This window comes from Streptomyces coeruleoprunus, assembly GCF_039542925.1.
Taxonomy (GTDB): domain Bacteria; phylum Actinomycetota; class Actinomycetes; order Streptomycetales; family Streptomycetaceae; genus Streptomyces; species Streptomyces coeruleoprunus.
Genome location: NZ_BAABIT010000001.1, coordinates 6,118,568 through 6,144,417 on the forward strand (window position 1 = coordinate 6,118,568; position 25,850 = coordinate 6,144,417).

General features: G+C 73.9%; 25 protein-coding genes. 18 read left to right on the forward strand and 7 right to left on the reverse strand.

The window, feature by feature from the left end; genetic code table 11:
• Window positions 1-2: 2 nt before the first annotated feature.
• Both ABEB09_RS27405 and ABEB09_RS27410 read left to right on the forward strand, forming a co-directional pair.
• Window positions 3-788 carry a 3-oxoacyl-ACP reductase gene (locus tag ABEB09_RS27405; RefSeq protein ID WP_345692587.1) on the forward strand — a complete coding sequence of 262 codons (786 nt, stop codon included), beginning with the start codon at window positions 3-5 and terminating at the stop codon, window positions 786-788.
• A 21-nt stretch (window positions 789-809) separates the two neighbouring features.
• Window positions 810-1,742, forward strand: coding sequence for a DUF2510 domain-containing protein (locus ABEB09_RS27410; RefSeq protein ID WP_345692588.1), 933 nt, complete (start codon window positions 810-812; stop codon window positions 1,740-1,742).
• Window positions 1,743-1,972: 230 nt separating this feature from the next.
• Here the strand turns inward: ABEB09_RS27410 and ABEB09_RS27415 are convergent, their stop codons facing one another.
• Window positions 1,973-3,175 carry an amino acid deaminase/aldolase gene (locus ABEB09_RS27415; RefSeq protein ID WP_345692589.1) on the reverse strand — a complete coding sequence of 401 codons (1,203 nt, stop codon included), beginning with the start codon at window positions 3,173-3,175 and terminating at the stop codon, window positions 1,973-1,975.
• Between the two features lie 184 nt (window positions 3,176-3,359).
• Between ABEB09_RS27415 and ABEB09_RS27420 the strand changes: the two genes are divergently transcribed.
• Genes ABEB09_RS27420 through ABEB09_RS27430 form a run of 3 tightly spaced genes read left to right on the forward strand, consistent with a single transcriptional unit; the run spans window position 3,360 to window position 6,775 of the window.
• Entirely contained in the window at window positions 3,360-4,835 is a 1,476-nt protein-coding gene (locus ABEB09_RS27420) for a hypothetical protein (RefSeq protein ID WP_345692590.1), read from the forward strand.
• On the forward strand, window positions 4,832-6,016 hold the full coding sequence (gene mycP / locus ABEB09_RS27425; protein ID WP_345692591.1) for a type VII secretion-associated serine protease mycosin: 1,185 nt from the start codon (window positions 4,832-4,834) through the stop codon (window positions 6,014-6,016). Before ABEB09_RS27420 ends, mycP begins: the two co-directional genes overlap by 4 nt.
• 27 nt (window positions 6,017-6,043) lie before the next feature.
• Window positions 6,044-6,775, forward strand: a complete 732-nt coding sequence (locus ABEB09_RS27430; protein WP_345692592.1) for an SseB family protein — start codon at window positions 6,044-6,046, stop codon at window positions 6,773-6,775.
• Window positions 6,776-6,835: 60 nt separating this feature from the next.
• Here ABEB09_RS27430 and ABEB09_RS27435 read toward each other — a convergent pair whose 3' ends face one another.
• Complete coding sequence (locus tag ABEB09_RS27435; protein ID WP_345692593.1) at window positions 6,836-7,198, reverse strand: DUF1844 domain-containing protein; 363 nt, start codon at window positions 7,196-7,198, stop codon at window positions 6,836-6,838.
• Window positions 7,199-7,555: 357 nt separating this feature from the next.
• Here ABEB09_RS27435 and infC point away from each other — a divergent pair, with 357 nt between their 5' ends.
• From infC to ABEB09_RS27485, 10 genes are all read left to right on the forward strand, one after another.
• On the forward strand, window positions 7,556-8,161 hold the full coding sequence (infC, locus tag ABEB09_RS27440; RefSeq protein ID WP_345694109.1) for a translation initiation factor IF-3: 606 nt from the start codon (window positions 7,556-7,558) through the stop codon (window positions 8,159-8,161).
• A gap of 119 nt (window positions 8,162-8,280) precedes the next feature.
• Window positions 8,281-8,475 (forward strand): 50S ribosomal protein L35, encoded by a 195-nt coding sequence (gene rpmI, locus ABEB09_RS27445; protein WP_345692594.1) that lies wholly within the window; start codon window positions 8,281-8,283, stop codon window positions 8,473-8,475.
• A gap of 135 nt (window positions 8,476-8,610) precedes the next feature.
• Window positions 8,611-8,997, forward strand: coding sequence for a 50S ribosomal protein L20 (gene rplT, locus ABEB09_RS27450; protein ID WP_071267962.1), 387 nt, complete (start codon window positions 8,611-8,613; stop codon window positions 8,995-8,997).
• A gap of 101 nt (window positions 8,998-9,098) precedes the next feature.
• On the forward strand, window positions 9,099-9,956 hold the full coding sequence (locus tag ABEB09_RS27455; protein ID WP_345692595.1) for a TrmH family RNA methyltransferase: 858 nt from the start codon (window positions 9,099-9,101) through the stop codon (window positions 9,954-9,956).
• A 54-nt stretch (window positions 9,957-10,010) separates the two neighbouring features.
• A complete protein-coding gene (locus ABEB09_RS27460; RefSeq protein WP_345692596.1) occupies window positions 10,011-11,150 on the forward strand; it encodes a sensor histidine kinase in 1,140 nt (379 codons plus the stop codon).
• A 560-nt stretch (window positions 11,151-11,710) separates the two neighbouring features.
• Window positions 11,711-12,838 carry a phenylalanine--tRNA ligase subunit alpha gene (gene pheS, locus ABEB09_RS27465; RefSeq protein ID WP_345692597.1) on the forward strand — a complete coding sequence of 376 codons (1,128 nt, stop codon included), beginning with the start codon at window positions 11,711-11,713 and terminating at the stop codon, window positions 12,836-12,838.
• Window positions 12,838-15,366 carry a phenylalanine--tRNA ligase subunit beta gene (gene pheT / locus ABEB09_RS27470; protein ID WP_345692598.1) on the forward strand — a complete coding sequence of 843 codons (2,529 nt, stop codon included), beginning with the start codon at window positions 12,838-12,840 and terminating at the stop codon, window positions 15,364-15,366. Before pheS ends, pheT begins: the two co-directional genes overlap by 1 nt.
• 157 nt (window positions 15,367-15,523) lie before the next feature.
• Window positions 15,524-16,702 (forward strand): PP2C family protein-serine/threonine phosphatase, encoded by a 1,179-nt coding sequence (locus ABEB09_RS27475; protein ID WP_345692599.1) that lies wholly within the window; start codon window positions 15,524-15,526, stop codon window positions 16,700-16,702.
• 272 nt (window positions 16,703-16,974) lie between these two features.
• Window positions 16,975-18,315 (forward strand): NsdA family TPR-like regulatory protein, encoded by a 1,341-nt coding sequence (locus tag ABEB09_RS27480; protein ID WP_345692600.1) that lies wholly within the window; start codon window positions 16,975-16,977, stop codon window positions 18,313-18,315.
• 51 nt (window positions 18,316-18,366) lie between these two features.
• Complete coding sequence (locus ABEB09_RS27485) at window positions 18,367-18,897, forward strand: NUDIX domain-containing protein (RefSeq protein ID WP_345692601.1); 531 nt, start codon at window positions 18,367-18,369, stop codon at window positions 18,895-18,897.
• 153 nt (window positions 18,898-19,050) lie between these two features.
• Here ABEB09_RS27485 and ABEB09_RS27490 read toward each other — a convergent pair whose 3' ends face one another.
• Window positions 19,051-19,308 carry a hypothetical protein gene (locus tag ABEB09_RS27490; RefSeq protein ID WP_345692602.1) on the reverse strand — a complete coding sequence of 86 codons (258 nt, stop codon included), beginning with the start codon at window positions 19,306-19,308 and terminating at the stop codon, window positions 19,051-19,053.
• 137 nt (window positions 19,309-19,445) lie between these two features.
• On the reverse strand, window positions 19,446-20,306 hold the full coding sequence (locus tag ABEB09_RS27495; protein ID WP_345692603.1) for a 3-hydroxybutyryl-CoA dehydrogenase: 861 nt from the start codon (window positions 20,304-20,306) through the stop codon (window positions 19,446-19,448).
• Window positions 20,307-20,680: 374 nt separating this feature from the next.
• On the opposite strand from ABEB09_RS27495, the gene ABEB09_RS27500 reads away from it, so the two are divergent.
• Window positions 20,681-21,892, forward strand: a complete 1,212-nt coding sequence (locus tag ABEB09_RS27500; protein ID WP_345694110.1) for a glycoside hydrolase family 10-like protein — start codon at window positions 20,681-20,683, stop codon at window positions 21,890-21,892.
• Between the two features lie 36 nt (window positions 21,893-21,928).
• Here the strand turns inward: ABEB09_RS27500 and ABEB09_RS27505 are convergent, their stop codons facing one another.
• Window positions 21,929-22,135: a DUF1918 domain-containing protein gene (locus tag ABEB09_RS27505; RefSeq protein WP_345692604.1), complete on the reverse strand. Its 207-nt coding sequence runs from the start codon at window positions 22,133-22,135 to the stop codon at window positions 21,929-21,931.
• 65 nt (window positions 22,136-22,200) lie between these two features.
• On the reverse strand, window positions 22,201-23,178 hold the full coding sequence (locus tag ABEB09_RS27510) for a DMT family transporter (protein WP_345692605.1): 978 nt from the start codon (window positions 23,176-23,178) through the stop codon (window positions 22,201-22,203).
• Here ABEB09_RS27510 and ABEB09_RS27515 point away from each other — a divergent pair.
• Window positions 23,177-24,613, forward strand: coding sequence for an aminotransferase-like domain-containing protein (locus tag ABEB09_RS27515; RefSeq protein WP_345692606.1), 1,437 nt, complete (start codon window positions 23,177-23,179; stop codon window positions 24,611-24,613). The genes ABEB09_RS27510 and ABEB09_RS27515 overlap by 2 nt on opposite strands.
• A gap of 123 nt (window positions 24,614-24,736) precedes the next feature.
• On the opposite strand, the gene ABEB09_RS27520 is transcribed toward ABEB09_RS27515, so the two are convergent.
• The gene (locus tag ABEB09_RS27520; RefSeq protein WP_345692607.1) at window positions 24,737-25,342 is read right to left on the reverse strand and encodes a DUF6461 domain-containing protein; all 606 of its coding nucleotides are present in this window, start codon (window positions 25,340-25,342) and stop codon (window positions 24,737-24,739) included.
• A gap of 57 nt (window positions 25,343-25,399) precedes the next feature.
• Between ABEB09_RS27520 and ABEB09_RS27525 the strand changes: the two genes are divergently transcribed.
• The gene (locus ABEB09_RS27525) at window positions 25,400-25,834 is read left to right on the forward strand and encodes a GNAT family N-acetyltransferase (RefSeq protein ID WP_345692608.1); all 435 of its coding nucleotides are present in this window, start codon (window positions 25,400-25,402) and stop codon (window positions 25,832-25,834) included.
• The last annotated feature ends 16 nt before the right edge of the window (window positions 25,835-25,850 follow it).

The window sequence follows — 25,850 nt, forward strand, 5'->3', positions numbered from 1 at the left end:
GCATGACCGACAACGAGATCATCTGCCGCCGCCTCGTGGGCCGCACCGCCGTCATCACCGGCGCCGGCAGCGGCATCGGCCTCGCCACCGCCCGCCGCCTCGCCTCCGAGGGCGCCCACGTCGTGTGCGCCGACATCGACGAGAAGGCCGGCAAGGCCGCCGCCGACGAGGTCGGAGGCCTCTTCGTACGCGTCGACGTCACCGACCCCGAACAGGTCGAGGCCCTCTTCAGGACCGCGTACGACACCTACGGCAGCGTCGACGTCGCCTTCAACAACGCCGGCATCTCGCCCCCCGACGACGACTCCATCCTGGAAACCGGCCTGGAGGCCTGGAAGCGCGTCCAGGACGTCAACCTCACCTCCGTCTACCTGTGCTGCAAGGCCGCCATCCCCTACATGCGCCGCCAGGGCAGGGGATCCATCATCAACACCGCGTCCTTCGTGGCCGTCATGGGCGCCGCCACCAGCCAGATCTCCTACACCGCCTCCAAGGGCGGCGTCCTCGCCATGTCCCGCGAACTGGGCGTCCAGTTCGCCCGCGAGGGCATCCGCGTCAACGCCCTGTGCCCCGGACCGGTGAACACTCCCCTCCTGCGGGAGCTGTTCGCCAAGGACCCCGAGCGGGCCGCGCGCCGCCTCGTCCACATCCCCCTGGGACGGTTCGCCGAGGCCGAGGAGATCGCCGCCGCCGTCGCCTTCCTCGCGAGCGACGACTCCTCCTTCGTCAACGCCGCCGACTTCCTCGTCGACGGAGGGATCTCCGGCGCCTACGTCACCCCGCTGTGACGCGCTGACTACCCTGACCGCATGAGCATGACGACACCCCCGGGCTGGTACCCGGACCCGTCCGCGCCCACCGTCGAACGCTGGTGGGACGGAACCACGTGGACCGCGCACACCCGCCCCGCCGCAGGCGCACAGCCCACGGCCGTCGTCGTGCCCCCCACCAGGCGGAACGGACGCGTCGTCCAGATCGCCGCCGCGGCAGTCGCCGTGGCGGCGGTCGTCGCCGCCGTCCTGGTGCTCCGCCCCGCCGGCGACGAGCCACCGCCCTCCGGCACCACGGCCGCGCCCGGCGCATCGGCCTCCGGGTCCGCGTCCGCGACCGACGACCCGGCCGGGCCCGCCACCCCGTCGCCGGCCACGCCCTCCTCCGGCGGCGAGGACGGCAACCTCCTGGTCGACCAGCTCAACGGCATCACCCTGGTCATCCCCGACGGCTGGGAGAAGCCCCAGTTCGGCACCGACGGCTCACCCACCATGGCCACCGTCGACGACTACCCCTGCCCCAACACCCCCACCCGCTACTGCCGCCACGGCAAGGTGAGCTCCCGCACCATCTCCTCCGCGCTCACCACCCCCGAGGCCATGGCCAGGGAGGACATCGCCAAGGCCGCCGAGCAGGCGTACGGCGCCGACACCCTCGGCAACAAGCCGCACGGCGGCATCCGCTCCCACACGGTGGTCGCCGCCCGCCAGGCCGTCGTCGCCGGACGCACCGGCTACCTCGTCCGCTGGCAGGTCACCACCACCAAGGGCCCCGGCGGCTACGTCCAGTCCCTCGTTTTCCCCTCGCCCGCCGGGACCGAGCAGCCCGTCGTCGTCCGGTTCGCCTTCGACGCCGGCCCCGACGGGCCGCCCCCGGCCCTCATGGACGAGATCACCCGGGGCATCCGCCCCATCGGCAGCACGACGGGCGGCGGCGTCGGCAGCAGCATCCAACCGGGCACCAACAGCTAGCCGCGGGCGGGCGCTAGGGAGTGTCCGGCGAATCATGCCGACATCGCTGGGCGGTGCCCTTCGAGTGCTGGTGAGCGGGGTCTGGTGCGTGCGGCTGCAAGGCGGAGGAGGGAGGGATGGCGGAGCCATCGCGACCGACGACAACGCCGCTGGGGGTCCCCCCTGCCCGTCAGGGCTTGGGGGAGGGCGTGCCAGACCCCGCGGCCCAGGCGTGATCCGCCGGACACGACCTAGAGGAACGTACGGCCCTCACCCCGGTACGTCGGCACGGTCGCCGTCACCCGGTCGCCCGCCACCAGGTGCAGCCGGTCGAACCGCTCGCACAGCTCACCCGCCTTCGCGTGCCGGAACCACACCTTGTCACCGATCAGCAGATCGTCGGCCGCCGAGCCGATCAACGGCGTCTGCACCTCGCCCGGCCCCTCCATCGGGTCGTACCGCAGCCCCTCCGGCAGATACGGGACGGGCAGCCGGTCCGGCCCGGCCGCCCCGGACGCCGGGTAGCCGCCGCCCAGCACCGTCACCACGCCCACCCCCGGCCGGCGCACCACCGGCTGCGCGAACAGCGCCGCCGGGCGGCCCGAGAACGACGTGTAGTTGTCGAACAGCCGCGGCACGTACAGCCCCGACCCGGCCGCGATCTCCGTCACCGCGTCCTCGGCCGCCGTGTGCTGGACACTGCCCGTGCCGCCGCCATTGACGAACTCCAGGTCCGGGGCCACCGCACGCACCGCCGCCACCACGGCCGCCCGCCGCGCCGCCAGCTCCCGCCGCGCCGCCGCCTGCATCAGCCGCACCGCGCGCGACCGCAGCGGCCGCCCCGGCACGGCGTCGCCGACACCGGCCACATGCCCCTCGTACGCCATCAGCCCCACCAGCCGGAAACCGGGGCGCCGCACCACCGAACGGGCCACCTCGGCCAGTTGCGCCGGCTCCCGCAGCGGCGAGCGCCGCGCCCCGATCCGTACGCGGCCGCCCAGCAGCCACAGCGAGGTGTCCAGCTCCAGACAGACCCGGATCTCCTCGGCCCCGCCGTCCCTGGCCGCGTCGACGAGGTCCAGCTGCGCCGGGTCGTCGACCATGACCGTCACGGCGGCCGCCAGCTTGGCGTCCGAGGCCAGCTCCGCGAACGACGCCCGGTCCGCCGACGGGTACGCCAGCAGGACGTCGTCGAAACCGGACCTAGCCAGCCACAGCGACTCGTCCAGCGTGAAGGACATCACACCTGCGAATCCGTCCCGCTCCAGCACCCGTTCCAGCAGCGCCCGGCAGCGCACCGACTTGCTGGCGACACGTATCGGTTTGCCCCCGGCGCGGCGTACCAGATCGTCGGCGTTGGCGTCGAAGGCGTCCAGGTCGACCACCGCGAGCGGGGCGTCGAGATGGGCGGTCGCCCGGTCGTACCGGGCACGGTCAGCGGCACGGGGAGTCATGCGCAGAGCCTGCCAGAACGGCCTACTCGGGGGTAGGGGGCGGGAGACGGGATGTTCCGGTCAGATCCGCCCCGACCTGCGGCCTCGTTCCCGCGGGCCGCCCGCCAGCCCTTAGAGTGACGGCTACACGCTGACGAACGGGCCTGCCCCGAAAGGCGATCCGGTACGACCACGAGGGGGGCGGATGAGCACCGAGGCACAGCGCCCGCAGCCGCCCGCGCCGACCGCCCCGGAGACCGAAACGGAGACCACCGCCCGTCTCCGCCCCGTCCGCACCTCGCAGCCCCCGGCCCCCACGCCTGCGCAACCCCTTGCGCCCGCGACGCCACCCCCGCCCCAGCAGCCCACCAGCCAACGCCCCACACCTCCCGCGGCCCACCCGCACGGCGCCCCGATACCCACCGGCACCCCCGCCCGGCCGAACCGGCCCGGCCCGACGCCCGGCGTACCGCCCCAGCCGGCCCGGCACGGCACGACAGCGGGCGCCCCGGCCCCCGCGCCCCAGGCGCCCGGCGCGACCGGCGCCCCCGCCCCCGCCGCGTCCCGGGCGACCGGCCTGACGGACGGGCGGCCCGAAGCGGGGACGCCCTCGCGGCCGGCCACGGCAGAGCCCGGCGCCGGTACCCCCGGTCGGCCGGGCATGCGGGACCAGCCCGGCGCCGGTACTCCCAGTGGGCCGGGCATGCGGGACCAGCCCGGCGCCCCCGCCGGTCGCCCCGGCGTACCGCCCCAGCCCGACCGGCCCGGCCCGACGCCCGCCGTACCGCCCCAGCCCCGCCCCACCGGCCACTGGGCCACCTCCGCCGCCCCCGCGCAGCCGCAGCACCCGCGCCTCCACTGGGCCCCGCCGGAGACGCCCTTCGAGACCACCACCCGGCTGCGGCCCATCCGCACCCGGCGCCCCGCCCGCACGGTGGCCGCCGTCACCTGCCTCGTGCTCGGGCTCGGCCTCATCGGCGGCGCCGCCGCCGGGGCGTGGTTCCTCAGCGACGCCGACGACCGGCCCTCCCGCACCGCCTACACCGAGACCCCCACCCTCTGGCACAGCACCCCCGTCGACACCCTCTTCCCGCGCACCCTCAAGGGCGACGGCGCCGGCCCGGGCGGCGCCGACCGCATCTGGACCCGCGTCGCCGTCGCCCCCGACACCACGTGCGCCACCGCGCTCGGCCCCCAGCTGTCCGAGGCCCTGGACCCGACCGGCTGCCTCCGCGTGCTGCGCGCCACCTACACGGACGCCACCTCCAGCAGCGTCACCACCGTCGGCCTGGTCTTCACCGAGACCGACAGCACCGGCATGACCGCCCTGCACACCCGCTTCACCGACGGCGGCCTGGACCGGCGCGCCGACCTGATGCCGCCCGCGTTCCGCGCCCTCGGCACCGTCGCCGCCGGGTTCGGCAACCCGCAGCGCGCGAGCTGGCACGTCCACGTCCTCACCGAACTCCCGGTCGTCGTCTACGCCGTCTCCGGCTTCGCCGACGGCCGCGCCGTCACCGCCCCGCAACCCGCCCAGGAAGCCATGGCCAAGGGCCAGACGACCGCACCCGCCCAGGCCGGCCTGGGACATGAGGCGCGGGGCGTCGCCGACCGGATCGAGCAGCTCCTGCGCCGGACGGTCACGGCGAAGGTGGAGGGCCCGCAGGAGGAGCCACAGTGAGAACCGCCCGGACCCCTCGCGGCACCGCCCGGGCCGCGCTCGCCGCGCTGACGGCCACCGCCTTCGCCGTCCTCCCGGCCACCCCCGCACACGCCGACGCCATCCGCGCCCGCCAGTGGGGCAACGAGGCCCTCAACGCCGACGAGGCCTGGCGCACCACCAAGGGCGAGGGCATCACCGTCGCCGTCCTCGACACGGGCGTCGACGAGACCCACCCGGACCTCGCCGGCAACGTCCTGCCCGGCAAGGACTTCATCGGCTTCGGCGCCCGGCGCGGTGACCGGGCCTGGGCCCGCCACGGCACCGCCATGGCCGGCATCATCGCCGGTCACGGCCACGGCCCCGACGGCGGCGACGGCGTCCTGGGCGTGGCCCCCGAGGCGAAGATCCTGCCCGTCCGGGTCATCCTCGAAGGCAGCGACAAGGCCAGGGCCAAGGCCCGCCACACCAAGGGCAGCGCCCTCGCCCAGGGCATCCGCTGGGCCGTCGACCAGGGCGCCGACGTCATCAACCTCTCCCTCGGCGACGACAGCGAGTCCGCCCACGCCGAGGCCGCCGAGGACGCCGCCGTCCAGTACGCCCTCGCCAAGGGCGCCGTGGTCGTCGCCTCGGCCGGCAACGGCGGCGAGAAGGGCGACCGCGTCTCGTACCCCGCCGCCTACCCCGGCGTGATCGCCGTCACGGCCGTCGACCGCTACGGCACCCACGCCTCCTTCTCCACCAGCCGCTGGTACGCCACGGTCAGCGCGCCCGGCGTCGACGTGGTCATCGCCGACCCCGACCGCAAGTACTACGAGGGCTGGGGCACCAGCGCCGCGTCCGCGTTCGTGTCCGGCGCCGTCGCGCTCGTACGGGCCGCACACCCCGGGCTCACCCCGTCCCAGATCAAGAAGCTGATCGCGGACACCGCCCGGGACAGCCCCCAGGGCGGCCGCGACGACGACAAGGGGTACGGCACGGTCGACGTCGCCGCCGCCATCGAGGCGGGCGCGAAGCTCCGCCCGGCCGACCTCAAGGCGGCCACCACCGGCTACGGCGGGCCGTACTTCGGCCCCGGGCCCACGCCGGAGGAGGAGCACGAGGAGCCGCCCGGCCCGCTCGCACCCGTCACCGGCGGCGTCGGCGCGCTGCTCGTGGTCACCGCCGCCGTCCTGTGGCGCGCGGGGCGCCGTACGGAGTGATCCCGGCGCCCGGCTAGGCTCGGGCACGTGGCGCTCAAGAACATCCCCGATCCCGGCTTCTCCGACGACGACGGCTCCGCCGACCCGCGGCTCACCGCGGCCCTCGCGGCCTGGGCCGAGGACAGGGCGGCCGAACCACAGGTCCTGGAGGCATTGAAGGGCGCCCGGCTCCTGGTCCCCGTCGTCGCCGTGCTCGGCGAGGTCGAGGAGGACGAGAACGGCCTGCGCCGCGAGAAGACCAGCGACATGGCCGTGCCCACCCTCGTGGCGGGCGACCGCCGCGCGCTGCCCGCCTTCACGTCCACCGAGTCGCTGGCCCGCTGGGACCCGGCGGCCCGCCCCGTCGCCGTACCCCTGCACCAGGCCCTCCAGGCCGCCGCCCACGAGAAGGCGGACACCCTGGTCCTGGACATGGCGGGGCCCGTGCCCTACCAGCTGACCGGCCGGTCCCTGCTGGCGCTCGCCGAGGGTCGCACCAGCACCGACCCGCTGGACGACCCGGCCGTCACGGCCGCCGTACGCGCCGTGGTCGCCGCCGAGCCCGCCGTGCTCCGCGCCCACCTGGGCCCCGGCACCGCGGACGGCACCCTCGCCGTGGTCCTCGCCCCCGACGCGCCGCCGGCGGACACGGCCCGCCGCCTCGCCCGGGCGCTCGCGGCCGACGAGGCACTGCGCGCCCGCCTGTACCGCGGGCTGGACCTGGCCCTCCTGCCGCCGGACGCCCGGCCGCCGGGCGAGCCGCTCTACGTCAGGGCATGAAGGAGGGGCGGCGCGGGGCGCCGCCCCTCACAACGACGGATCGCGTACGACGGGTTCCCGTCAGCCGTAGACCGGCCCGGTGTACTTCTCGCCCGGTCCCTGGCCCGGCTCGTCCGGCACGATGGAGGCCTCGCGGAACGCCAGCTGGAGGGACTTCAGACCGTCCCGCAGCGGAGCCGCGTGGAACGAGCTGATCTCGGTCGCGCCGGCGTCGAGCAGACCCGCCAGGGCGTGCACCAGCTTGCGGGCCTCGTCCAGGTCCTTGTACTTGTCGCCGTCCTCCGTCAGCCCCAGCTTGACGGCGGCGGCACTCATCAGGTTCACGGCGACCGTGACGATCACCTCGACCGCGGGGACCTCCGCGATGTCACGGGTCATGGCGGAGAAGTCGGGGGCGGCATCGTTCGGCGTTGCGTCACTCATGCCTCACACGATAGGCGGCCGCCTCCCGGTTGGGCCCATCGCCCACCAGCTGCTAACCTGGGGTGACGACCGGCTGGAAACATATGTCTTCCGGCCCACAAGTGGAGGCTCCGATCTCCCACCTGGCCGCTCCAAGGAGCGGCGGGTCACCGGTCAGGCGGCAACCATCGTTCCGTACGGACGATGGGGCCGCCCGAAGTGCGCCCCGCGGTTCGCCGTGGCGGTGTTCCGGTATTTCCAGGAGCCCCGCCTGTGTCCCGTCCGGGGCATTTTTCATGCGCCGGCGCGGTTGGTCTTACTAAACAGACGTACGCGTCCGTCCGCCAGGCGGTCGCGTGGTGCTACCGAGGAGGATCCATCAGCGCCGAGCCCCGCATCAACGACCGGATTCGCGTTCCCGAGGTGCGACTTGTCGGTCCCAGCGGCGAGCAGGTCGGGATTGTCCCGCTTGCCAAGGCCCTGGAGCTTGCGCAGGAGTACGACCTCGACCTCGTCGAGGTCGCGGCGAACGCCCGCCCGCCCGTGTGCAAGCTCATGGACTACGGGAAGTTCAAGTACGAGTCGGCCATGAAGGCCCGTGAGGCGCGCAAGAACCAGGCGCACACGGTCATCAAGGAGATGAAGCTCCGGCCGAAGATCGACCCGCACGACTACGACACCAAGAAGGGTCACGTCGTCCGGTTCCTCAAGCAGGGCGACAAGGTCAAGATCACGATCATGTTCCGCGGTCGCGAGCAGTCCCGGCCGGAGCTGGGCTACCGGCTCCTCCAGCGGCTCGCGGAGGACGTCCAGGACCTCGGGTTCATCGAGTCGAACCCGAAGCAGGACGGCCGCAACATGATCATGGTTCTCGGTCCGCACAAGAAGAAGACCGAGGCCATGGCCGAGGCCCGCGAGGCGCAGGCCGCCCGCAAGGCGGAGCGCCAGGGCCAGCCCGCCCAGGCGGATCCGTCCGCCAGCTAGCCTGCCAAGGCACGTGTCCCGGGCACCCGTCCAGGCCACGAATCGATCCATCTGACGCTCCCGCGTGCCGGTCCACCCGGACCGGCTGGGAGCGCCACTGACGAGGAGATAACGGCGCGATGCCGAAGAACAAGACGCACAGCGGTGCCAAGAAGCGCTTCAAGATCACCGGCTCCGGCAAGGTGCTCCGTGAGCGCGCCGGCAAGCGCCACCTGCTCGAGCACAAGTCGTCCAAGCTGACGCGCCGCCTCACTGGCAACGCCGAGATGGCCCCGGGTGACAGCGCCAAGATCAAGAAGATGCTGGGTCTCTGACCTGCCTCCGATCAGCTTCTGACTGATCTGAGCCCCCGCCGCCCCCGCGGCCGAGGGGCAGCCCGAACCACCGGGACCCATATCGTTTCCGGGTCGTGTGAGGACAACCACGGCCCCGCTACAAGGAGTTAACAAGTGGCACGCGTCAAGCGGGCAGTCAACGCTCACAAGAAGCGCCGGGCGATCCTCGAGCAGGCCAGCGGCTACCGCGGCCAGCGCTCGCGCCTCTACCGCAAGGCCAAGGAGCAGGTCACCCACTCGCTGGTCTACAACTACAACGACCGCAAGAAGCGCAAGGGCGACTTCCGTCAGCTGTGGATCCAGCGCATCAACGCCGCTGCCCGCGCCAACGGCATCACCTACAACCGCTTCATCCAGGGTCTGAAGGCCGCGAACATCGAGGTCGACCGCAAGATCCTGGCCGAGCTCGCGGTCAACGACGCCAACGCGTTCGCCGCCCTCGTCGAGGTCGCCCAGAAGGCCCTCCCGAGCGACGTCAACGCCCCGAAGGCCGCCGCCTGATCTTCCAGGCCGCCGTACTTCCGACCGGACCCGCAGGCCGCGCGCCTGCGGGTCCGGCGCGTTCGCCCCACGTCCGTACCAGAAGAGAGCCGCCGAGCACCATGGGCACCCCCGAGCTGATCTCCCCGCGCTCCCCCCGCGTCGCCGCCGCCAAGCGGCTCGCCAAGCGCAACTTCCGCGGCAAGGAGCGCCGGTTCATCGCCGAGGGCCCCCAGGCCGTCCGCGAGGCCGTCGACCACCGCGGACCCGGCGGCGAGCCCACGCTGGTCGAACTCTTCACCACCACCGAGGCCGCCACCCGGTACGCCGACATCGTCGAGGCCGCCCGCGCCAACGGCGCCCGGGTCCACCACGCCCCCGACGCCGTCCTCGCCGAGGTCTCCCAGACCGTGACCCCGCAGGGCCTCGTCGGCGTGTGCCGCTTCCTCGACTCGCCGTTCGAGGACATCCTCGCCGCCCGGCCCCGGCTCGTCGCCGTCCTCGCCCACGTACGCGACCCCGGGAACGCCGGGACCGTGCTGCGCTGCGCCGACGCGGCAGGCGCCGACGCCGTCGTCCTCACCGACGCCTCCGTCGACCTGTACAACCCCAAGTCCGTACGGGCCTCCGTCGGCTCCCTCTTCCACCTGCCCGTCGCCGTCGGCGTCCCCGTCGAACAGGCCGTCGCCGGGCTCAAGGGCGCCGGCGTGCGGATCCTCGCCGCCGACGGCGCCGGCGACGACGACCTGGACGCGGAACTCGACGCGGGCACCATGGGCGGGCCCACCGCCTGGGTCTTCGGCAACGAGGCCTGGGGCCTGCCCGAGGAGACCCGCGCCCTCGCGGACGCCGTCGTGCGCGTGCCGATCCACGGGAAGGCCGAGAGCCTGAACCTGGCGACCGCCGCCGCCGTATGCCTCTACGCGTCCGCCCGGGCGCAGCGCGCTGCCGGAGGGTGCCGCTCCGTCACGTCCGGCTAGTAGGGTGACGGGCTCGGGGGCCCGTCACGCGGTACGGAGGGTGGGGGTACGGGGATGACGCTCGGCACGAGCAGGTCCGTGGAGGCACGGGACGCCTTAACGCGTGCGGAAGCGGCGCCGGGCGGCCACGGGGTGCCCGAGTGCGACCCCGACGACCTGCCCGACGGCCTGGTGGTCGCCGACGCGCACGGCAGGGTCGTCTGCTTCAACGCCGCCGCCGTCCGCATCACCGCCCGTCGGCGCGCCGACGCCATCGGGCGCCCCCTCGACGAGGCGCTGCCGCTGGAGGACCTCAAGGGCCGCCGCTGGTGGGCGCTGACCGACCCGTACGGCGGGCTCGCCATCCGCACCGGCCAGCCCGAGCGCAACCTGCTGCTGCCCGGCGGCCGCGAGGTGCTGGTCGCCGCCCGCTACGTCCGCGAGCGGCCCCTCGGCCCGATCCGCCGCGTCGTCGTCACCCTGCGCGGCACGGAGGCCCGGCGCCGTACGGAACGCAGCCACGCCGAGCTGATCGCCACCGTCGCGCACGAACTGCGCTCGCCGCTCACCTCGGTCAAGGGGTTCACCGCGACCCTCCTCGCGAAGTGGGAGCGGTTCACCGACGACCAGAAGCGGCTCATGCTGGAGACCGTCGACGCCGACGCCAACCGGGTCACCCGGCTGATCACCGAACTGCTCGACATCTCCCGGATCGACTCCGGGCGCCTGGAGGTACGCCGCCAGCCCGTCGACCTCGCCGCCGCCGTCGGCCGCCACATCCAGGCGCACACCGCGCGCGGCCAGTCCCCGGACCGCTTCTTCATCCGGATCCGCCGCCCCCTGCCCGACCTGTGGGCCGACCCCGACAAGATCGACCAGATCCTCGGCAACCTCCTCGAAAATGCGGTGCGCCACGGTGAGGGAACCGTCACCATCGAGGTGGCGCCCACCAGGGCGCACGAGGACGAGAAGGGGACGGCGGTCACCGTGAGCGACGAGGGTCCGGGCATCCCGGAGGAGTCGATGGGCCGAGTCTTCACCCGCTTCTGGCGCGGCAGCCCCCGCGGCGGCACGGGCCTGGGCCTGTACATCGTCAAGGGCATCGTCGAGGCCCACGGCGGCACGATCACGGTCGGCCGGGGCCCGGGGGGCGGCGCGCAATTCCGCTTCACCCTGCCGGTGGGCGCCCCGGCGTACGTAACGCAGGGCTTCTAGCCCCCGGGGCAAGCCGCCCACGGGCGGGCGGGGGCCACCCACCCCACCCCCCACCGGGGGTGAGCCGCCCACGGGCGGGCGGCCCCACCCACCCCCACCGGCGGTAAGCCGCCCACGGCCGGGTGGCGCCACCCACCCCACCCCCACCGGCGGTGAGCCGCCCACGCACGGGACGGGGGTGGACCGGGGGTCGCGCGCGCAGGATTGGCGATGCTGGGACGCTTCGCTCTCAAGGCCCCGAGCGAGCCAATCTGAGCACGTGACCCCCGGGCCGCCACCGGATCCACCCACCTCGTGGGGCGCAGGGGGTGGGCCCTCAGGCCGGGCGGCCGGTCCTGCTGTGCCCACCCGTTCCGCCCCAGCGGAACGACTGCCCACAGCAGGACCGGCGGCAAGGACGGCGCCAGCCAGTGGTGACGAAGCGCGGCGTTCGCCGCGTCTTCGGCGGCCCGGGCTCGTCCGGGACGTGCGGTACCCCGTTAGACTCGTCCTTTGGCACCTTTGCGTCCTCGGTCGTCGAGCGGGGGCCCCAGCCAGCCCATTCGGAAGCACGGGAAGAGATGTCGGCACCCAACAAGTCGTACGACCCAGTCGAGGTCGAGGCACTGAAACCGGAAGAGATCGAGCGCATGCGGGACGAGGCGCTCGCCGCCTTCGCGGCCGCGGGCGACCTCGACGAGCTCGCCCATGCCAAGGTCGCGCACACGGGCGGCACCTCGCCGCTCGCGCTCGCCAACCGGGAGATCGGCGCCCTGCCCCCGCACGCCAAGGCGGAGGCCGGCAAGCGCGTCGGCCAGGCCCGCGGCGTCGTGTCCAAGGCGCTGGCCGCCCGCCAGGCGGAGCTGGAGGCCGAGCGCGACGCCCGCGTGCTGGTCGAGGAGGCGGTGGACGTCACCCTCCCCTACGACCGCACCCCGGCAGGCGCCCGGCACCCGCTGACCACCCTCATGGAGCGCGTCGCGGACGTCTTCGTCTCCATGGGCTACGAGGTCGCGGAGGGCCCCGAGGTCGAGGCGGAGTGGTTCAACTTCGACGCCCTCAACTTCGTGCCGGACCACCCGGCCCGCCAGATGCAGGACACCTTCTTCGTCCAGGGCCCCGAGGGCGTCAAGGGCGACGAGTCCGGCATCGTCCTGCGGACGCACACCTCGCCGGTGCAGGCGCGCACCCTCGTCGACCGCGAGCCGCCCGTCTACGTCGTGTGCCCCGGCCGCGTCTACCGCACGGACGAGCTGGACGCCACGCACACCCCGGTCTTCCACCAGATCGAGCTGCTGGCCGTGGACGAGGGCCTCACCATGGCGGACCTCAAGGGCACCCTCGACCACATGGTCCAGGCGCTCTTCGGGCCCGACATGAAGACCCGCCTGCGCCCGAACTTCTTCCCCTTCACCGAGCCGTCCGCCGAGATGGACATGCTCTGCTACGTCTGCCGCGGCGAGTCCGTCGGCAACGCCGACCGGCCCTGCCGCACCTGCGGCAGCGAGGGCTGGATCGAGCTCGGCGGCTGCGGCATGGTCAACCCGAAGGTGCTCATCGCCTGCGGCGTCGACCCGGAGAAGTACAGCGGATTCGCCTTCGGGTTCGGCATCGAGCGGATGCTGATGTTCCGCCACAACGTGGAAGACATGCGAGACATGGTCGAGGGTGACGTCCGGTTCACCCGGCCGTTCGGGATGGAGATCTGATGCGGGTCCCGCTTTCGTGGCTGCGGGAGTACGTCGACCTGCCGGTGACGGAGACCGGCCGTGACGTACAGGCCAAACTGATTTCGGCCGGCCTGGAGGTCGAGACCGTCGAGCAGCTCGGCGCCGGCCTCACCGGGCCCCTCGTGGTGGGCAAGGTCCTCACCATCGAGGAGCTGACCGAGTTCAAGAAGCCGATCCGCTTCTGCACCGTCGACGTCGGCCGGGCCAACGGCACCGGCGAGCCCCAGGAGATCATCTGCGGCGCCCGGAACTTCGCCGAGGGCGACAAGGTCGTCGTGGCCCTGCCGGGCGCCGTCCTGCCCGGTGACTTCCGGATCGCCGAGCGCAAGACGTACGGCCGGGTCTCCCGCGGCATGATCTGCTCCGGCGACGAGCTGGGCATGGGCGACGACGGCTCCCACGGCATCATCGTCCTGCCGCCCGAGCACGAGGTCGGCACGGACGCCATCGCGCTGCTGGAGCTGTACGACGAGGTCCTCGACATCGCCGTCACGCCCGACCGCGGCTACTGCCTGTCGATGCGCGGCGTCGCCCGCGAGACCGCCATCGCGTACGGGCTGCCGCTGCGCGACCCGGCGCTCCTGGACGTGCCCGCGCCGAACTCGTACGGCTACCCGGTCCAGGTCACCGACCCGATCGGCTGCTCCCGCTTCACCGCGCGCACCGTGGTCGGCCTCGACCCCGAGGCGCGCTCCCCGATCTGGCTGCAGCGCCGCCTCCAGAAGGCCGGCATGCGCCCGATCTCGCTCGCCGTCGACGTCACCAACTACGTGATGCTCGAGCTGGGCCAGCCGCTGCACGCCTACGACCGCGGCCGTCTCGACGGCCCGATCGGGGTGCGCCGCGCCGAGGCCGGCGAGAAGATCACCACCCTCGACGGCACCGTCCGCGTCCTCGACGCGGCGGACCTCGTCATCACCGACAACCGCGGCCCCATCGGCATCGCGGGCGTCATGGGTGGCGCGAACACCGAGATCGCGGACGCCGAGGCCGACCCGGAGACGGGCCAGGTCCGCGGCACCACCGAGGTGGTCATCGAGGCCGCCCACTTCGACGCGATCTCCATCGCCCGCACCGCCCGCCGCCACAAGCTGTCGTCCGAGGCGTCCAAGCGGTTCGAGCGCGGCGTCGACCCGCAGGCCGCGGCCGCCGCCGCCCAGCGCACCGTCGACCTGCTGGTCCTCCTCGCGGGCGGCACCGCCGAGGCCGGCGTCACCGAGATCATCGCGCCGAGCGCCCCCCGCACGGTCGCGATGCACGCCGACCACCCGGACCGCGTCGCGGGCGTCTCGTACGGCCGTGAGACCGTCGTCCGCCGCCTCCAGGAGATCGGCTGCGACGTCTACGGGCAGGACGAGCTGGTCGTCACCGTCCCGTCCTGGCGCCCCGACCTCAACGAGCCCAACGACCTCGCCGAGGAGGTCATCCGGCTGGAGGGCTACGAGAACCTGCCCTCCACGCTGCCCAAGCCGCCGGCCGGCCGCGGGCTCACCGAGCGCCAGCGCACCCACCGCCGCGTGGGCCGCGCCCTGGCCGGTGCCGGCTACGTGGAGGCGCTGAACTACCCGTTCATCGGCGAGCAGGTCTTCGACCAGCTCGACCTCCCGGCGGACGACACCTGCCGCCAGGTCGTCAAGCTCGTCAACCCGCTCTCCGACGAGGAGCCCGCGCTGCGCACCACGCTGCTGCCCGGCCTCCTCGGCGCCCTGCGCCGCAACGACGGCCGCGGCAGCCACGACCTGGCCCTCTTCGAGACGGGCCTCGTCTTCCGCGTGCCGGCCGAGCCCGGCGTCGCGGTGCGGCTGCCCGTCGACCGGCGCCCGACCGACGCGGAGATCGCCGGCGTCAACGCCGTCCTGCCCGAGCAGCCGCGGCACGTCGCCGTGGTCCTCGCCGGGGCGCGCGAGCAGGCCGGCTGGTGGGGCCAGGGCCGTCCGGCCGACTGGGCCGACGCGGTCGAGGCCGCCCGGACCGTCGCCCGCGAGGCCGGTGCCGAGCTGATCGTCCGCCAGGGCCAGTACGGCCCGTGGCACCCGGGCCGCTGCGCGGAGCTCGCGGTCGTCGTGGACGGCGCCGAGCAGACCGTCGGCTACGCCGGTGAGCTGCACCCGCGCGTCGTCAAGGCGCTCGGCCTGCCCGCCCGTACGTGCGCCATGGAGCTGAACCTCGACGTCGTCGAGGAGGCCTCCACCGGTGCGCTGCGCGCGCCGCGGATCTCCGCGTTCCCGGTCGCCACACAGGACGTCGCGCTCGTCGTCGACCAGGGTGTCCCGGCCGCCGACGTGGAGCGGGCGCTGCGCGAGGGCGCGGGCGAACTGCTGGAGTCCCTCCGGCTGTTCGACGTCTTCACCGGCGAGCAGATCGGCGAGGGCCGCAAGTCCCTGGCGTACGCGCTGCGGTTCCGCGCCGCGGACCGCACGCTGACCGTCGAGGAGGCGTCCGCCGCCCGGGACGCCGCCGTGGCGCTCGCCGCCGAGCGCACCGGCGCGGTGCTGCGCGGCGCCTGACCGACCAGGCACGAGGGGCGCGTCCGGAACACCGGACGCGCCCCTCTCGCATTGCTCACTCATTCGGGTGAGAAGTCTGGCGTGCTTTCTCACGCTGCGTGGACGATCGTCAGAATCGTCCCGACCGCGAGCAGGGGCCTGGAGAAGGGCGGTCCGCATGATCCGTACGAGGTTCTGCCGCGGCGGACCATGCTCCTCGGCACCCCGCCGCAGCCGCTCCTGGAACCCCCTGCCGCTGCTGCGGCGGCGCGGTGAGCAGGTCGTCGGGGACCGGCTGCGCCACCTCGTACCCCTCGCGCTGCCCACCGTCTGGGGCGCGGCCGCCATCACCTGGAAGCTCGCCTGTCCGCTGGCCCGCCAGGAGGGCATGGCCATGCGGATCGCCACCAGCGTCGTCTTCTTCACCGTGGGCACCGGCCTCGTCGTCGGGCTCCGCCAGGGGCTCGCCCGGGAGCTGAAGCGGGTCCGGGCCATCGCCCAGGCCACCCAGCAGGTGCTGCTGCGCCCGCTGCCGCCCCGTATGGACGGCCTGTCCGTCGCCGCCGGCCAGCTCTCCGCCTCCCGTGGCGCGGCCGTCGGCGGCGACCTGTACGAGGCGGTGGTCACGCCGCACGGGGTGCGCCTCGTGATCGGCGACGTACGCGGGCACGGCCTGGCCGCGATCGGCGCGGTCGCGGCGGTGCTCGGGGCGTTCCGCGAGGCCGCCCACGACGAACCCGGCCTCGGCGGCGTGCTGCGCCGGCTGGACCGGGCGCTCCAGCGGTACGTGCGCGACCGCGCCACCGACGACCACCCCTCGCCGGGCGCCGGTGACGGCGACGACGCGCCGGCGGAGGAGTTCGTCACCGTCCTGCTGCTCGACATCCGCCGCAACGGCGACGTCCTGGTCCTCAACTGCGGCCATCCGTGGCCCTATCGGCTGGGGCAGGGTGCCGAGCGGCTCGCCGCGGGCGATCCGCTGCCGCCGCTGGGGACCTTCCCGCTGCCCGGCACCCTGCCGGTGCGCCGGTGTCCGCGCCTGCTGCCCGGTGAGGCGCTGTTCCTCCACACCGACGGTGCCGAGGAGGCCCGCGACACCGCCGGGCGGTTCTTCCGCCTCGAGGACGTGCTGGCCGAGAGCCTGCGGGCCCACCGACGAGACCCCGCCGCCCTCGTCCGGCACGTCCACGAGGCGCTGCTGCGCCACACCGGCGGGCGCCTCTCCGACGACGTGGCCCTGCTCGTCGTACGCAACGACCGCGACGAGCGCCCCGAGCGCGCCGACCGTGCCCGGGTGCCGGCGCAGTCCGCGGAGACCGGACTGCGCCGCACCCGGCCCGCACCCTCCCGTCGATAGCGGCTGGGCAAGGACGGTGCGGCCGGCGCCGCCCGCCCCGCCGCGGAGTGTCGGGCAGATCGGCGGGGCGGACGGCGCGGAACTGGGGCCGCCGCACTGTACGAGGGGGAGCCGGCGGCCCGGCCACCTCCTGAGAGGACATCAAGTCAACCGGCGCCAGGCGCATGGCGGGAGAGCGCGCGGGGCACGAATACGGGCATTCCATTCACACCCCGTGCGAACGCGGCTCCACTACGCTGGGCTCACCGAGGCACGGCACCGGAGGGGCACCCATGCAGCCCAACACCCTGCTCGACGCCCTGCTCGACGAGGCGGGGATCTCCCACGCGGGCCTGGCCGCCCACGTCAACCAGGCGGGACGCGCCCGAGGCCTGGCCCTGCGGTACGAACACACCGCGGTGGCCCGCTGGTTGAAGGGACAGCGGCCGCGCGGCCAGGTGCCGGATCTGATCTGCGAGGTGCTGGGGGCGCGGCTGCGCCGCCCGGTGACGCTGGACGACATCGGGCTCGGCGTGCCGGGCGAGTCGGTCGTGCCGCACGGCACGCCGCTGTCCGGCTTCGTGGAGCGGGCCGCGGCGCTGTGGCGTTCCGACGAACAGCAACGACCGCACCTGCTGGGCGCGCCCGCGGTGACCGGCACGCCCGCCGTGATGCCCGTGTGGGAGTGGGAGAACCCGCCCGAGGACGCGGACGTCTCCCGGGCCGGGCAGACCAGCGTGAGCATGTCCGACATCCAGATGCTCCGCGCGGCCCGCGCCCACTACGAGCTGATGTACCGGAAGGCCGGCGGCATCGCGACACGTGCCCGGATCGTGGGGTTTCTCAACGCCGAGACGGCGCCCCTGCTGCGCGGCGGCTACAGCGACGCCCTGGGCCGCCAGCTGCACCGGGCCGCCGGGGGTCTTGTGGCGGTGGCCGGCATCTGCGCGTACGACTCCGACGCGCACGGCCTGGCCCAGCGCTACTTCCACCAGGCGCTGCGTCTCGCGAAGGCGAGCGGGGACCGGGGCCTCGGCGCCTATGTGATCGCGCTGCTGGTCAACCAGTCGCTGTTCATGGGGGAGTTCCGGCAGGCGGTGGCGTTCGCGGAGGCGGCGCTGCGGGCCGCCAGCCCGCACATCACGCCCGCGCTGGCCGCGGATCTGCACGCCATGCAGGCCAAGGCGTACGCCCATCTCGGCGACGGGGCCAGCGCGTTGGGGTGCATCCGGCGCGCCGAGTCGGATGCGGAGCGGATCCGGCCCGGGCACGAGCCGGACGAGACCGGGTACGTCCAGCCGGGACTGGTGAACGTCCAGGTGGCCGAGGCGCTGCTCAGTCTGGGTGATCTGGAGGGTGCGCGGGAGCACGCCACGGCGGCGGTGCGCACCCCGGCGCACGACCGGGGGAGAGTCCACCGGCTGGCGATTCTCAGCCAGATCGAGCTGCGGCAGGGCGAGGCGGACCGGGCCGCGCGGACGGCGGTGGAAATGGCCGAGCGGGCCCGGGGGATGGAGTCGCAGCGGCTGCGCGACCGGTTGCGCGAGGTGCGCGAGCACCTGGTGGCGAGCGGGTGCGGCAACGCCGAGGAGGCGGCCGAATTGATCGACGGGGCGCTGCGCGTTCCGCTGTGAGGAGCTGCCTGCTGCGATATTGCCACCTACACGTCGGAAGGTGGCAGAACAGTGCAATGGACGAACCTAAGCGAAGCGACCGTGTATGAAAACCGCTGGTTCAAAGTCAACCTCGCGGATGTCGCGCTCCCCGACGGACGGCACCTCGACCACTTCCTCATCCGACTGCGGCCGGTCGCCGTGGCCACCGCCGTCAACGAGGCGAACGAGGTCCTGATGCTCTGGCGGCACCGCTTCATCACCGACACCTGGGGCTGGGAGCTGGCCGCGGGCGTCGTCGAGGACGGCGAGGACATCGCCGCGGCCGCCGCCCGGGAGATGGAGGAGGAGACCGGCTGGCGCCCGGGACCGCTGCATCACCTGCTCACCGTCGAGCCGTCCAACGGCATCAGCGACGCCCGCCACCACCTCTACTGGTCCGACAGCGCCACCTACATCGGAGAGCCCGAGGACGCCTTCGAGTCCACGCGCCGGGAGTGGATACCGCTCAAGCTCGTCCCCGACATGATCGCCCGCGGCGAGGTCCCGGCCGCCAACATGGCGGCCGGTCTGCTGATGCTCCACCACTTGCGGCTGGGGTGAGACGCGCGCGGAGGCCGGAACACCGAGCTCCGGCCCCCGCCGACCGCCACGGTCCCCCGCTCCTCGAACGCCGGACGGGCCGATTTCAATCCGTCCGGCGTTCGAGGACCAGCGCCGAAGCGGCGGGGCGGGGGAAGGCCCGCCGGACAGGACCTAGCGTCCCAGCGCCTGCCAGACGGTCAGTGCCAGCGCGCCCAGTGCGGTGAGCGCGGTGACGGCCGGCAGGGGCCACCTGGTGTTCTCGAGGGCCGCGACGCGCGCGGCCAGCTCCGTCTGATCACGGTCGGTCTGCCCGTGGCGCTGGTCGAGCAGTGCCAGCTGCCCGTCGATCCTGGCGATGCCGACGTCGAGACAGCGGCGCAGCTCGGCCAGCTCCTCCACGGCCGCTAAATGATCGGGGTCGGTCGTCACGGTCTGTCGCTCCTGTTCGCTCCTGGTCGGGATGGACCGGTCGGGTCCGAGTCAACTCCCGGCGCAGGAGCGAGGGGACCGTGTGCGCAAGGCATATGCGCACACGTCCCGCACACCCCGTGTGAAGAGCCGGGCCGTCAGGAGTACACGTAGAAGCCCGAGCCGGTCTTACGGCCCAGGCGCCCCGCGTCCACCATGCGCTGGAGCAGCGGGGGAGCGGCGTACAGCGGCTCCTTGTACTCCGCGTACATCGAGTCGGCGACCGAGGCCACCGTGTCGAGACCGATCAGGTCGGACAGCTTCAGCGGGCCCATCGGGTGGGCGCAGCCCATCTCCATGCCGTTGTCGATGTCCTCGCGGCTCGCCATGCCCGACTCGAACATCCGAATGGCGGAGAGCAGGTACGGGATGAGCAGGGCGTTCACCACGAAGCCCGAGCGGTCCTGGGCGCGGATCGCGTGCTTGCCCAGCACCTTCTCCACCAGGGCCTGCGCCCGGCTGATCGTGCCCTCGGAGGTGGTGAGCGCGGGGATGAGCTCCACCAACTGCTGCACGGGCGCCGGGTTGAAGAAGTGGATGCCGATGACCTGGTCCGGGCGGGACGTCGCCACGGCCAGCTTCACCAGCGGGATCGAGGACGTGTTCGACGCCAGGATGGCGTCCTGCCGGGTCACCACCTGGTCCAGGACCTGGAAGATCTCGGTCTTGACCTGCTCGTTCTCGACGACCGCCTCGATGACGAGGTCACGGTCGGCGAACTCGCCGAGGTCCGTGGTGAAGCTGAGGCGGGCCAGCGCCTCGTCCCGCTCCGCCTCGCTGATCTTCCCGCGCTGGGCGGCCTTGGAGAGCGAGTTGTACAGCCGGGTACGGCCGATCTCCAGCGCCTCGCCCGTGGTCTCGGCCACCTTGACCTCGAGGCCGCTGCGGGCGCACACCTCCGCGATGCCCGCGCCCATCTGACCGCAGCCCACCACTCCGACGCGTGCAATGTCGGCCATTGAGTCCGTCACCTCGTGCCTTTCGCTGATCTTCCGGTGGCGGACCGGCCGTATGGTTCCGGCTCGCCCGCCTCGACCCCACGACGTTACTCCGTTCGTACGGATCGGCGGCGGCCCGGGCCGGGCATGCTCTGCGGGAACGGCAGACATCGGTGGAGAACGGGACAGAGCCGACCGACGAGGGGCCAGACATGAGCGACAGGGACACACGGGACGTGGGTGGCACGAGTGGTGGACGCACCAGAGGCGGCGGTGCGGGCGCGGGACGTGGCGGTGCGGGCGGGGTGAGCGGCGGTGAGGGCCATCACGGCGGACGCGCGGGCATCGGGCGGCGCGGGCTCGTGGCGGGGGCGGCCGGTGTCGTGGCCTCGCTGATGACGGCGGGGGAGGCCGTGGCCGCGTCCCCGCCGCCGCAGCGCGGGCCCGCCCCCGCGGAGCGACGCGGACGGCGCGGGCGCACCGAGGAGTTCCGCGGCATGTGGCTCGCGACCGTCCTCAACCGCGACTGGCCCTCCCGGTCCGGACTGTCGCCCGCGGAGCAGCGGGAGGAACTGCTCGCCCGCCTGGACGCGGCGGTCCGGTGCCGCCTCAACACGGTGTTCTTCCAGGTGCGGCCCACCGCCGACGCCCTGTGGCCGTCACCCTACGAGCCCTGGTCCCACTGGCTGACGGGCGTCCAGGGCAAGGACCCGGGCTGGGACCCGCTGGGCACCGCCGTCGAGGAGGCCCACCGGCGCGGCCTGCACCTGCACGCCTGGTTCAACCCGTACCGGATCGCCACCCACGCCGATCCCTCGCGGCTCGTCGCCCGGCACCCCGCCCGGGTCCACCCCGACTGGGCCGTGACGTACGCCGGGCGGCTCTACTACAACCCCGGGCTGCCCGAGGTCCGCCGGTTCGTGCAGACGGCCATGCTGGACGCGGTCCGCCGCTACGACATCGACGCCGTGCACTTCGACGACTACTTCTACCCGTACCCCGTGGCGGGGGAGGCCTTCGACGACGACGCCGCGTACGCCGCCCACGGGGCGGGCTTCCCCAATCGGGCCGCGTGGCGGCGGAACAACGTGGACCTGCTGGTACGCGAGATGTCGGAGCGGATCAAGGACATCAAGCCGGCCGTGCGGTTCGGCATCAGCCCCTTCGGCATCTGGCGCAACGCCTCCACCGACCCGCTCGGCTCGGACACCCGGGGCCTGCAGTCGTACGACGACCTGCACGCCGACACCCGCAGATGGGTCAAGCAACGCTGGATCGACCACGTGGTGCCCCAGCTGTACTGGCACATCGGGTACGGAGCGGCCGACTACGCCAAGCTGGTCCCCTGGTGGAACGGCGTCGTGCGGGGGACGGGCGTCCAGCTCTACGTGGGGGAGGGGCTGTACCGCGCCGGTGACCCCACCCAGCCGTCCGCCTGGCAGGACCCGGCGGAGCTGTCCCGGCACCTCACGCTCGCCGAGGCGTACGACCACGTGCACGGGCACGCCTTCTTCAGCACGCGGGACGTGGTGACGGACCGGATCGGCGCGATGGCCAGGGTGGTGGCCGATCACTATCCGACTCCGGCCCGCCCGCCGGGTACGTGATCGGGAGCTGATCGCAGGCCCGGTCGGGGCGTGCGATCAGCGGTTCTCCTTGAACTGGCCCTTGTGCCGCACGACGGCGTCGGGGCCGGGGGACATCAGCGCCTCGTGTCCGTCGTCGTCGAACCGGACGCGGTACGGGGGAGTGCCGTGATCCCCGAGGACCTCGACGATCTCGGCGGTGCGGTCGTGCTGGCCCACCCTGCGGCCGTGCACCAGCAGCTTGTCGCCCACGCTTGCTTCCATCGGGAGTGACCTCCTCGCGCCGGGGTTCCGTATTTGGGAGTCTACGTCCGCAATTGCGTTCCTGCTCAGGTGTTCGCCCGCTGGGTGACCGCGATGCAGACCAGCACCGCCACGGCCGCCACGGGGGCCGCCGGCGACAGCGGCTCGCCCAGCAGGAACACCGCCCAGACGAGCGTGAGCAACGGCTGGGCCAGCTGGAGCTGGCTGGCCCGGGCGATACCGATCGACGCCATGCCCCGGTACCAGACGTAGAGGCCGAAGAACGTGGAGCCGGCCGCGACCCACAGCAGACCGGCCACGCCGTGGGCGGTCAGCCGCACCGGCTCCACGCTGAGCGCCGCGACCGCGCCCGCGCCGGACAGCGGCAGGCACAGCACCAGCGCCCAGCCGATCACCTGCCAGCCCGGCATCACCCCGGCCAGCCGCCCGCCCTCCGTGTAACCGGCGGCGCAGACCAGCAGCGCCCCGAACAGGTACAGGTCGCCGGTCGAGACCGCGCCCCCGCTCTGCGCCACGGTGAACGCCGCGACCACCGCCGCCCCGGCGAGCGCCGCCAGCCAGAACGTGCGCGACGGGCGCCGCCCCGTGCGGAGCGCCGCGAAGGCGGCCGTGGTCAGCGGCAGCAGCCCGACGACCACGGCGGCGTGGGAGGTGGTGGACGTCTGCAGCGCCAGCGTGGTCAGCAGCGGGAAACCGACGACCACACCGCCGGCCACGACGGCGAGCCCCAGCCAGTGCCGCCGGTCGGGCACCGGCACGCGCAGCGCCAGCAGGAAGGCGCCGGCCAGCAGTGCCGCCACCACGCTGCGCACGGCCACGAGCGACCAGGGGCCGAAGCTCTCCAGGCCCCAGACCGTGGAGGGGAAGGTGAGCGAGAAGGCCACGACGCCGAGCCCCGCGAGCACGGTGCCCTGCGTGGCGGGCCGACCGCCACCGGTGCTGCTGCGGCGACCGCCGTCCGGGCGGGTGGCGGCGGTACGGCCGCCGTCCGGGCCGTTCACCGCTATCGTCGTCGACTCGGTAGCGCTATTCTGTGCTCTCATGCAAGAGCGTAGCAGCGTCGCTGAACTCGCCGAAAGGCTGCGGCAGGAGCTCAACCGCTACTCACCCGGTGGAAAGCTCCCGTCGAGCCGGGCCCTGGTCGAGCGCTACCGGGTCTCCCCGGTCACGGTTTCCCGTGCCCTCGCCCAGCTCGCCGCCGAGGGGCTGGTCGTCACCCGCCCCGGCGCGGGCGCCTTCCGGGCCGAACCCCGCACCCCGGCCCCGCAGACCGGCGACACCTCCTGGCAGGAGGTCGCCCTCAGTGCCGACGCCGCCACCGAGGCCGTGCCCCGGTCCGTCGACGCGTCCGGGGTGCTCGTCACCCTCGCCGCGCCGCCGCCCGGCGTCGTCGAGTTCAACGGCGGCTATCTGCACGCCTCCCTCCAGCCCGGCCGGGCGCTCGCCGCCGCCCTGGCCAGGGCGGGCCGCCGCCCCGGGGCCTGGGGGCGGCCGCCCACGGACGGGCTGCCCGAGCTGCGCGAGTGGTTCGCCCGCGAGATCGGCGGCACGGTCACCGCGGCCGACGTCGTCGTCACCGCCGGCGGCCAGTCCGCGATCACCACCGCCCTGCGCGCCCTCGCCCCGCCCGGCGCCCCCGTCCTCGTCGAGTCGCCCACCTACCCCGGCATGCTCGCCGTGGCACGCTCCGTCGGCCTGCGCCCCGTCCCCGTGCCGGTCGACCAGGACGGCGTACGCCCCGATCTGCTGGCCGCCGCCTTCCGGGCGACCGGCGCCCGCCTCCTCGTCTCCCAGCCGCTGTTCCAGAACCCCACCGGCACCCTGCTCGCGCCCGGCCGGCGCGCCGAGGTCGTCCGGATCGCCCGCGAGGCCGGGGCCTTCGTCGTCGAGGACGACTTCGCACGGCGCCTCGTCCACGAGGACGCGGGCCCGCTGCCCGCGCCGCTCGCCGCGGACGACCAGGACGGCGTGGTCGTCCACCTCTGCTCGCTCACCAAGGCCACGTCGCCCAGCCTGCGGATCGGCGCGCTCGCCGCGCGCGGGCCGGTGCTGGAGCGGCTGCGCGCCATCCAGGTCGTCGACAACCTCTTCGTACCCCGCCCTCTCCAGGAGGCCGCCCTCGAACTGGTCGGCTCACCCGCCTGGAACCGTCACCTGCGCTCCCTCGCCGCCGAGTTGAGGAACCGCCGCGAGACCATGGCCGCCGCGCTCGCCCGTCACCTCCCCGAACTGACCCCGCTCCACCGGCCCGTCGGTGGTTTCCACTTCTGGGTCCGCCTGCCCGACACGGCCGACGAGACCGCGCTCGTCGCCGCCGCCCTGCGCCAGGGCCTCGCCGTCGCCCCGGGCCGCCCGTACTTCTGCGCCGAACCGCCCGCCGGTCACCTGCGGTTGAGCTTCGCGGGCGTGGCGGGCCCGGCGGAGATCGCCGAGGGCGTCCAGCGCCTGCGCGCGGCCTTCGACGAGCTCCCGGCCTGACCGCGAGCGCGGCCCCGCCCGGCGACCCGCGCCCGCGGCCCAGCCCGGCGCGGCACGCCGGGCCGGCGACCCGCGCCCGCGGCCCAGCACGCCAGGATCAGACCCCCGGGCCAGAGCCGGGGGTCAGAACCCTGGCGCCGTCCCGCACAGGAACCGCGCGCCGTCCATCAGTTCCGGCGTGAGCCGCACGCCCGTGAGCCGCTCGGCGAGCGCGAAGGCCGCCTCCGTCGTCGCGTCGATGTCGCCGCCCTCCTGCCGCAGGTCGAAGCCCACCGCCCGCATCAGCGCCACCGCGCCGTCCGGGTCGGCGCCGTCCCGCGCGTACGGGAACAGCGGCTCGAAGTGCAGCCGCAGCTCCCCGTCCACGTACCGGCTGAAGTGGTCCACCGCGTTCACGTTCCGGAAGTGCGTGACCACCTCCGTGCCCTTCGACAGGGGTGCCGATATCTCGTCCAGGCTGCCCAGATAGCCGTTCGGCTCGACCACCATCGCCCAGCCGTCGAGCTCGCAGACCCCGACGAAATGCCGCTCCGCGCCGTTCGCCTCCCATGCCTCGCCCGCCGCCCCCACGAGCGCGGCGACCCCCGTCACCGTGCTCTCCCGGCGCGCCCGCAGCCGGTCCAGCACATCGGCCGGCGACAACGCGCGCACCAGCGTCAGGCAGTACGCCTCGATGAGTTCCGGGCAGTGGTCGTCGAGCCAGCGGTAGTCGGCAGCAGTCGCGTTCATGCCTCGATCGTGGCACCCACCACTGACAACCGGCCCCCGCCCTGCGAACGTTCGACCATGAACGCGACGATCACCTTCGGCCCGTACACCATCTCGACCGACCCCGACCGGTTGGACCGCGCCCGCATTCACCACTGGCTGTCCACCGACGCGTACTGGGCGCTCGGCCGCAGCCGCGAGAGGCAGGACCGGGCCATCGACGGATCGCTCAACTTCGGCGCGTACGACGGTGCTTCCGGCGACATCGTCGCGTACGCCCGCGTCGTCACCGACCGCGCGACCTTCGCCTGGCTCTGCGACGTCTACGTCGACCGCGCCGCGCGCGGCAAGGGCCTGGGCACGGCCCTGGTCGAGGCCGTCCGTGACCACCTCGCCCCACTGGGGCTGAAACGGATCATGCTCGCCACGGAGGACGCGCACGGCGTGTACGAGAAGGTCGGCTTCCGGCCGCTGGAGGCGCCGGGCCGGTGGATGGCCCTGGGCCTGCAGTAGCGCGGGGAGGGACGGG

Excerpts from the sequence above, each read along its gene's own strand:
- ABEB09_RS27405 (WP_345692587.1), top strand. The coding sequence starts at position 3 with ATGACCGACAACGAGATCATCTGCCGCCGCCTCGTGGGCCGCACCGCC.
- ABEB09_RS27410 (WP_345692588.1), top strand. The coding sequence starts at position 810 with ATGAGCATGACGACACCCCCGGGCTGGTACCCGGACCCGTCCGCGCCC.
- ABEB09_RS27415 (WP_345692589.1), bottom strand. The coding sequence starts at position 3,175 with ATGACTCCCCGTGCCGCTGACCGTGCCCGGTACGACCGGGCGACCGCC.
- ABEB09_RS27420 (WP_345692590.1), top strand. The coding sequence starts at position 3,360 with ATGAGCACCGAGGCACAGCGCCCGCAGCCGCCCGCGCCGACCGCCCCG.
- ABEB09_RS27435 (WP_345692593.1), bottom strand. The coding sequence starts at position 7,198 with ATGAGTGACGCAACGCCGAACGATGCCGCCCCCGACTTCTCCGCCATG.
- rpmI (WP_345692594.1), top strand. The coding sequence starts at position 8,281 with ATGCCGAAGAACAAGACGCACAGCGGTGCCAAGAAGCGCTTCAAGATC.
- ABEB09_RS27455 (WP_345692595.1), top strand. The coding sequence starts at position 9,099 with ATGGGCACCCCCGAGCTGATCTCCCCGCGCTCCCCCCGCGTCGCCGCC.
- ABEB09_RS27460 (WP_345692596.1), top strand. The coding sequence starts at position 10,011 with ATGACGCTCGGCACGAGCAGGTCCGTGGAGGCACGGGACGCCTTAACG.
- pheS (WP_345692597.1), top strand. The coding sequence starts at position 11,711 with ATGTCGGCACCCAACAAGTCGTACGACCCAGTCGAGGTCGAGGCACTG.
- pheT (WP_345692598.1), top strand. The coding sequence starts at position 12,838 with ATGCGGGTCCCGCTTTCGTGGCTGCGGGAGTACGTCGACCTGCCGGTG.
- ABEB09_RS27475 (WP_345692599.1), top strand. The coding sequence starts at position 15,524 with ATGATCCGTACGAGGTTCTGCCGCGGCGGACCATGCTCCTCGGCACCC.
- ABEB09_RS27480 (WP_345692600.1), top strand. The coding sequence starts at position 16,975 with ATGCAGCCCAACACCCTGCTCGACGCCCTGCTCGACGAGGCGGGGATC.
- ABEB09_RS27495 (WP_345692603.1), bottom strand. The coding sequence starts at position 20,306 with ATGGCCGACATTGCACGCGTCGGAGTGGTGGGCTGCGGTCAGATGGGC.
- ABEB09_RS27500 (WP_345694110.1), top strand. The coding sequence starts at position 20,681 with ATGACGGCGGGGGAGGCCGTGGCCGCGTCCCCGCCGCCGCAGCGCGGG.
- ABEB09_RS27505 (WP_345692604.1), bottom strand. The coding sequence starts at position 22,135 with ATGGAAGCAAGCGTGGGCGACAAGCTGCTGGTGCACGGCCGCAGGGTG.
- ABEB09_RS27515 (WP_345692606.1), top strand. The coding sequence starts at position 23,177 with ATGCAAGAGCGTAGCAGCGTCGCTGAACTCGCCGAAAGGCTGCGGCAG.
- ABEB09_RS27510 (WP_345692605.1), bottom strand. The coding sequence starts at position 23,178 with ATGAGAGCACAGAATAGCGCTACCGAGTCGACGACGATAGCGGTGAAC.
- ABEB09_RS27520 (WP_345692607.1), bottom strand. The coding sequence starts at position 25,342 with ATGAACGCGACTGCTGCCGACTACCGCTGGCTCGACGACCACTGCCCG.
- ABEB09_RS27525 (WP_345692608.1), top strand. The coding sequence starts at position 25,400 with ATGAACGCGACGATCACCTTCGGCCCGTACACCATCTCGACCGACCCC.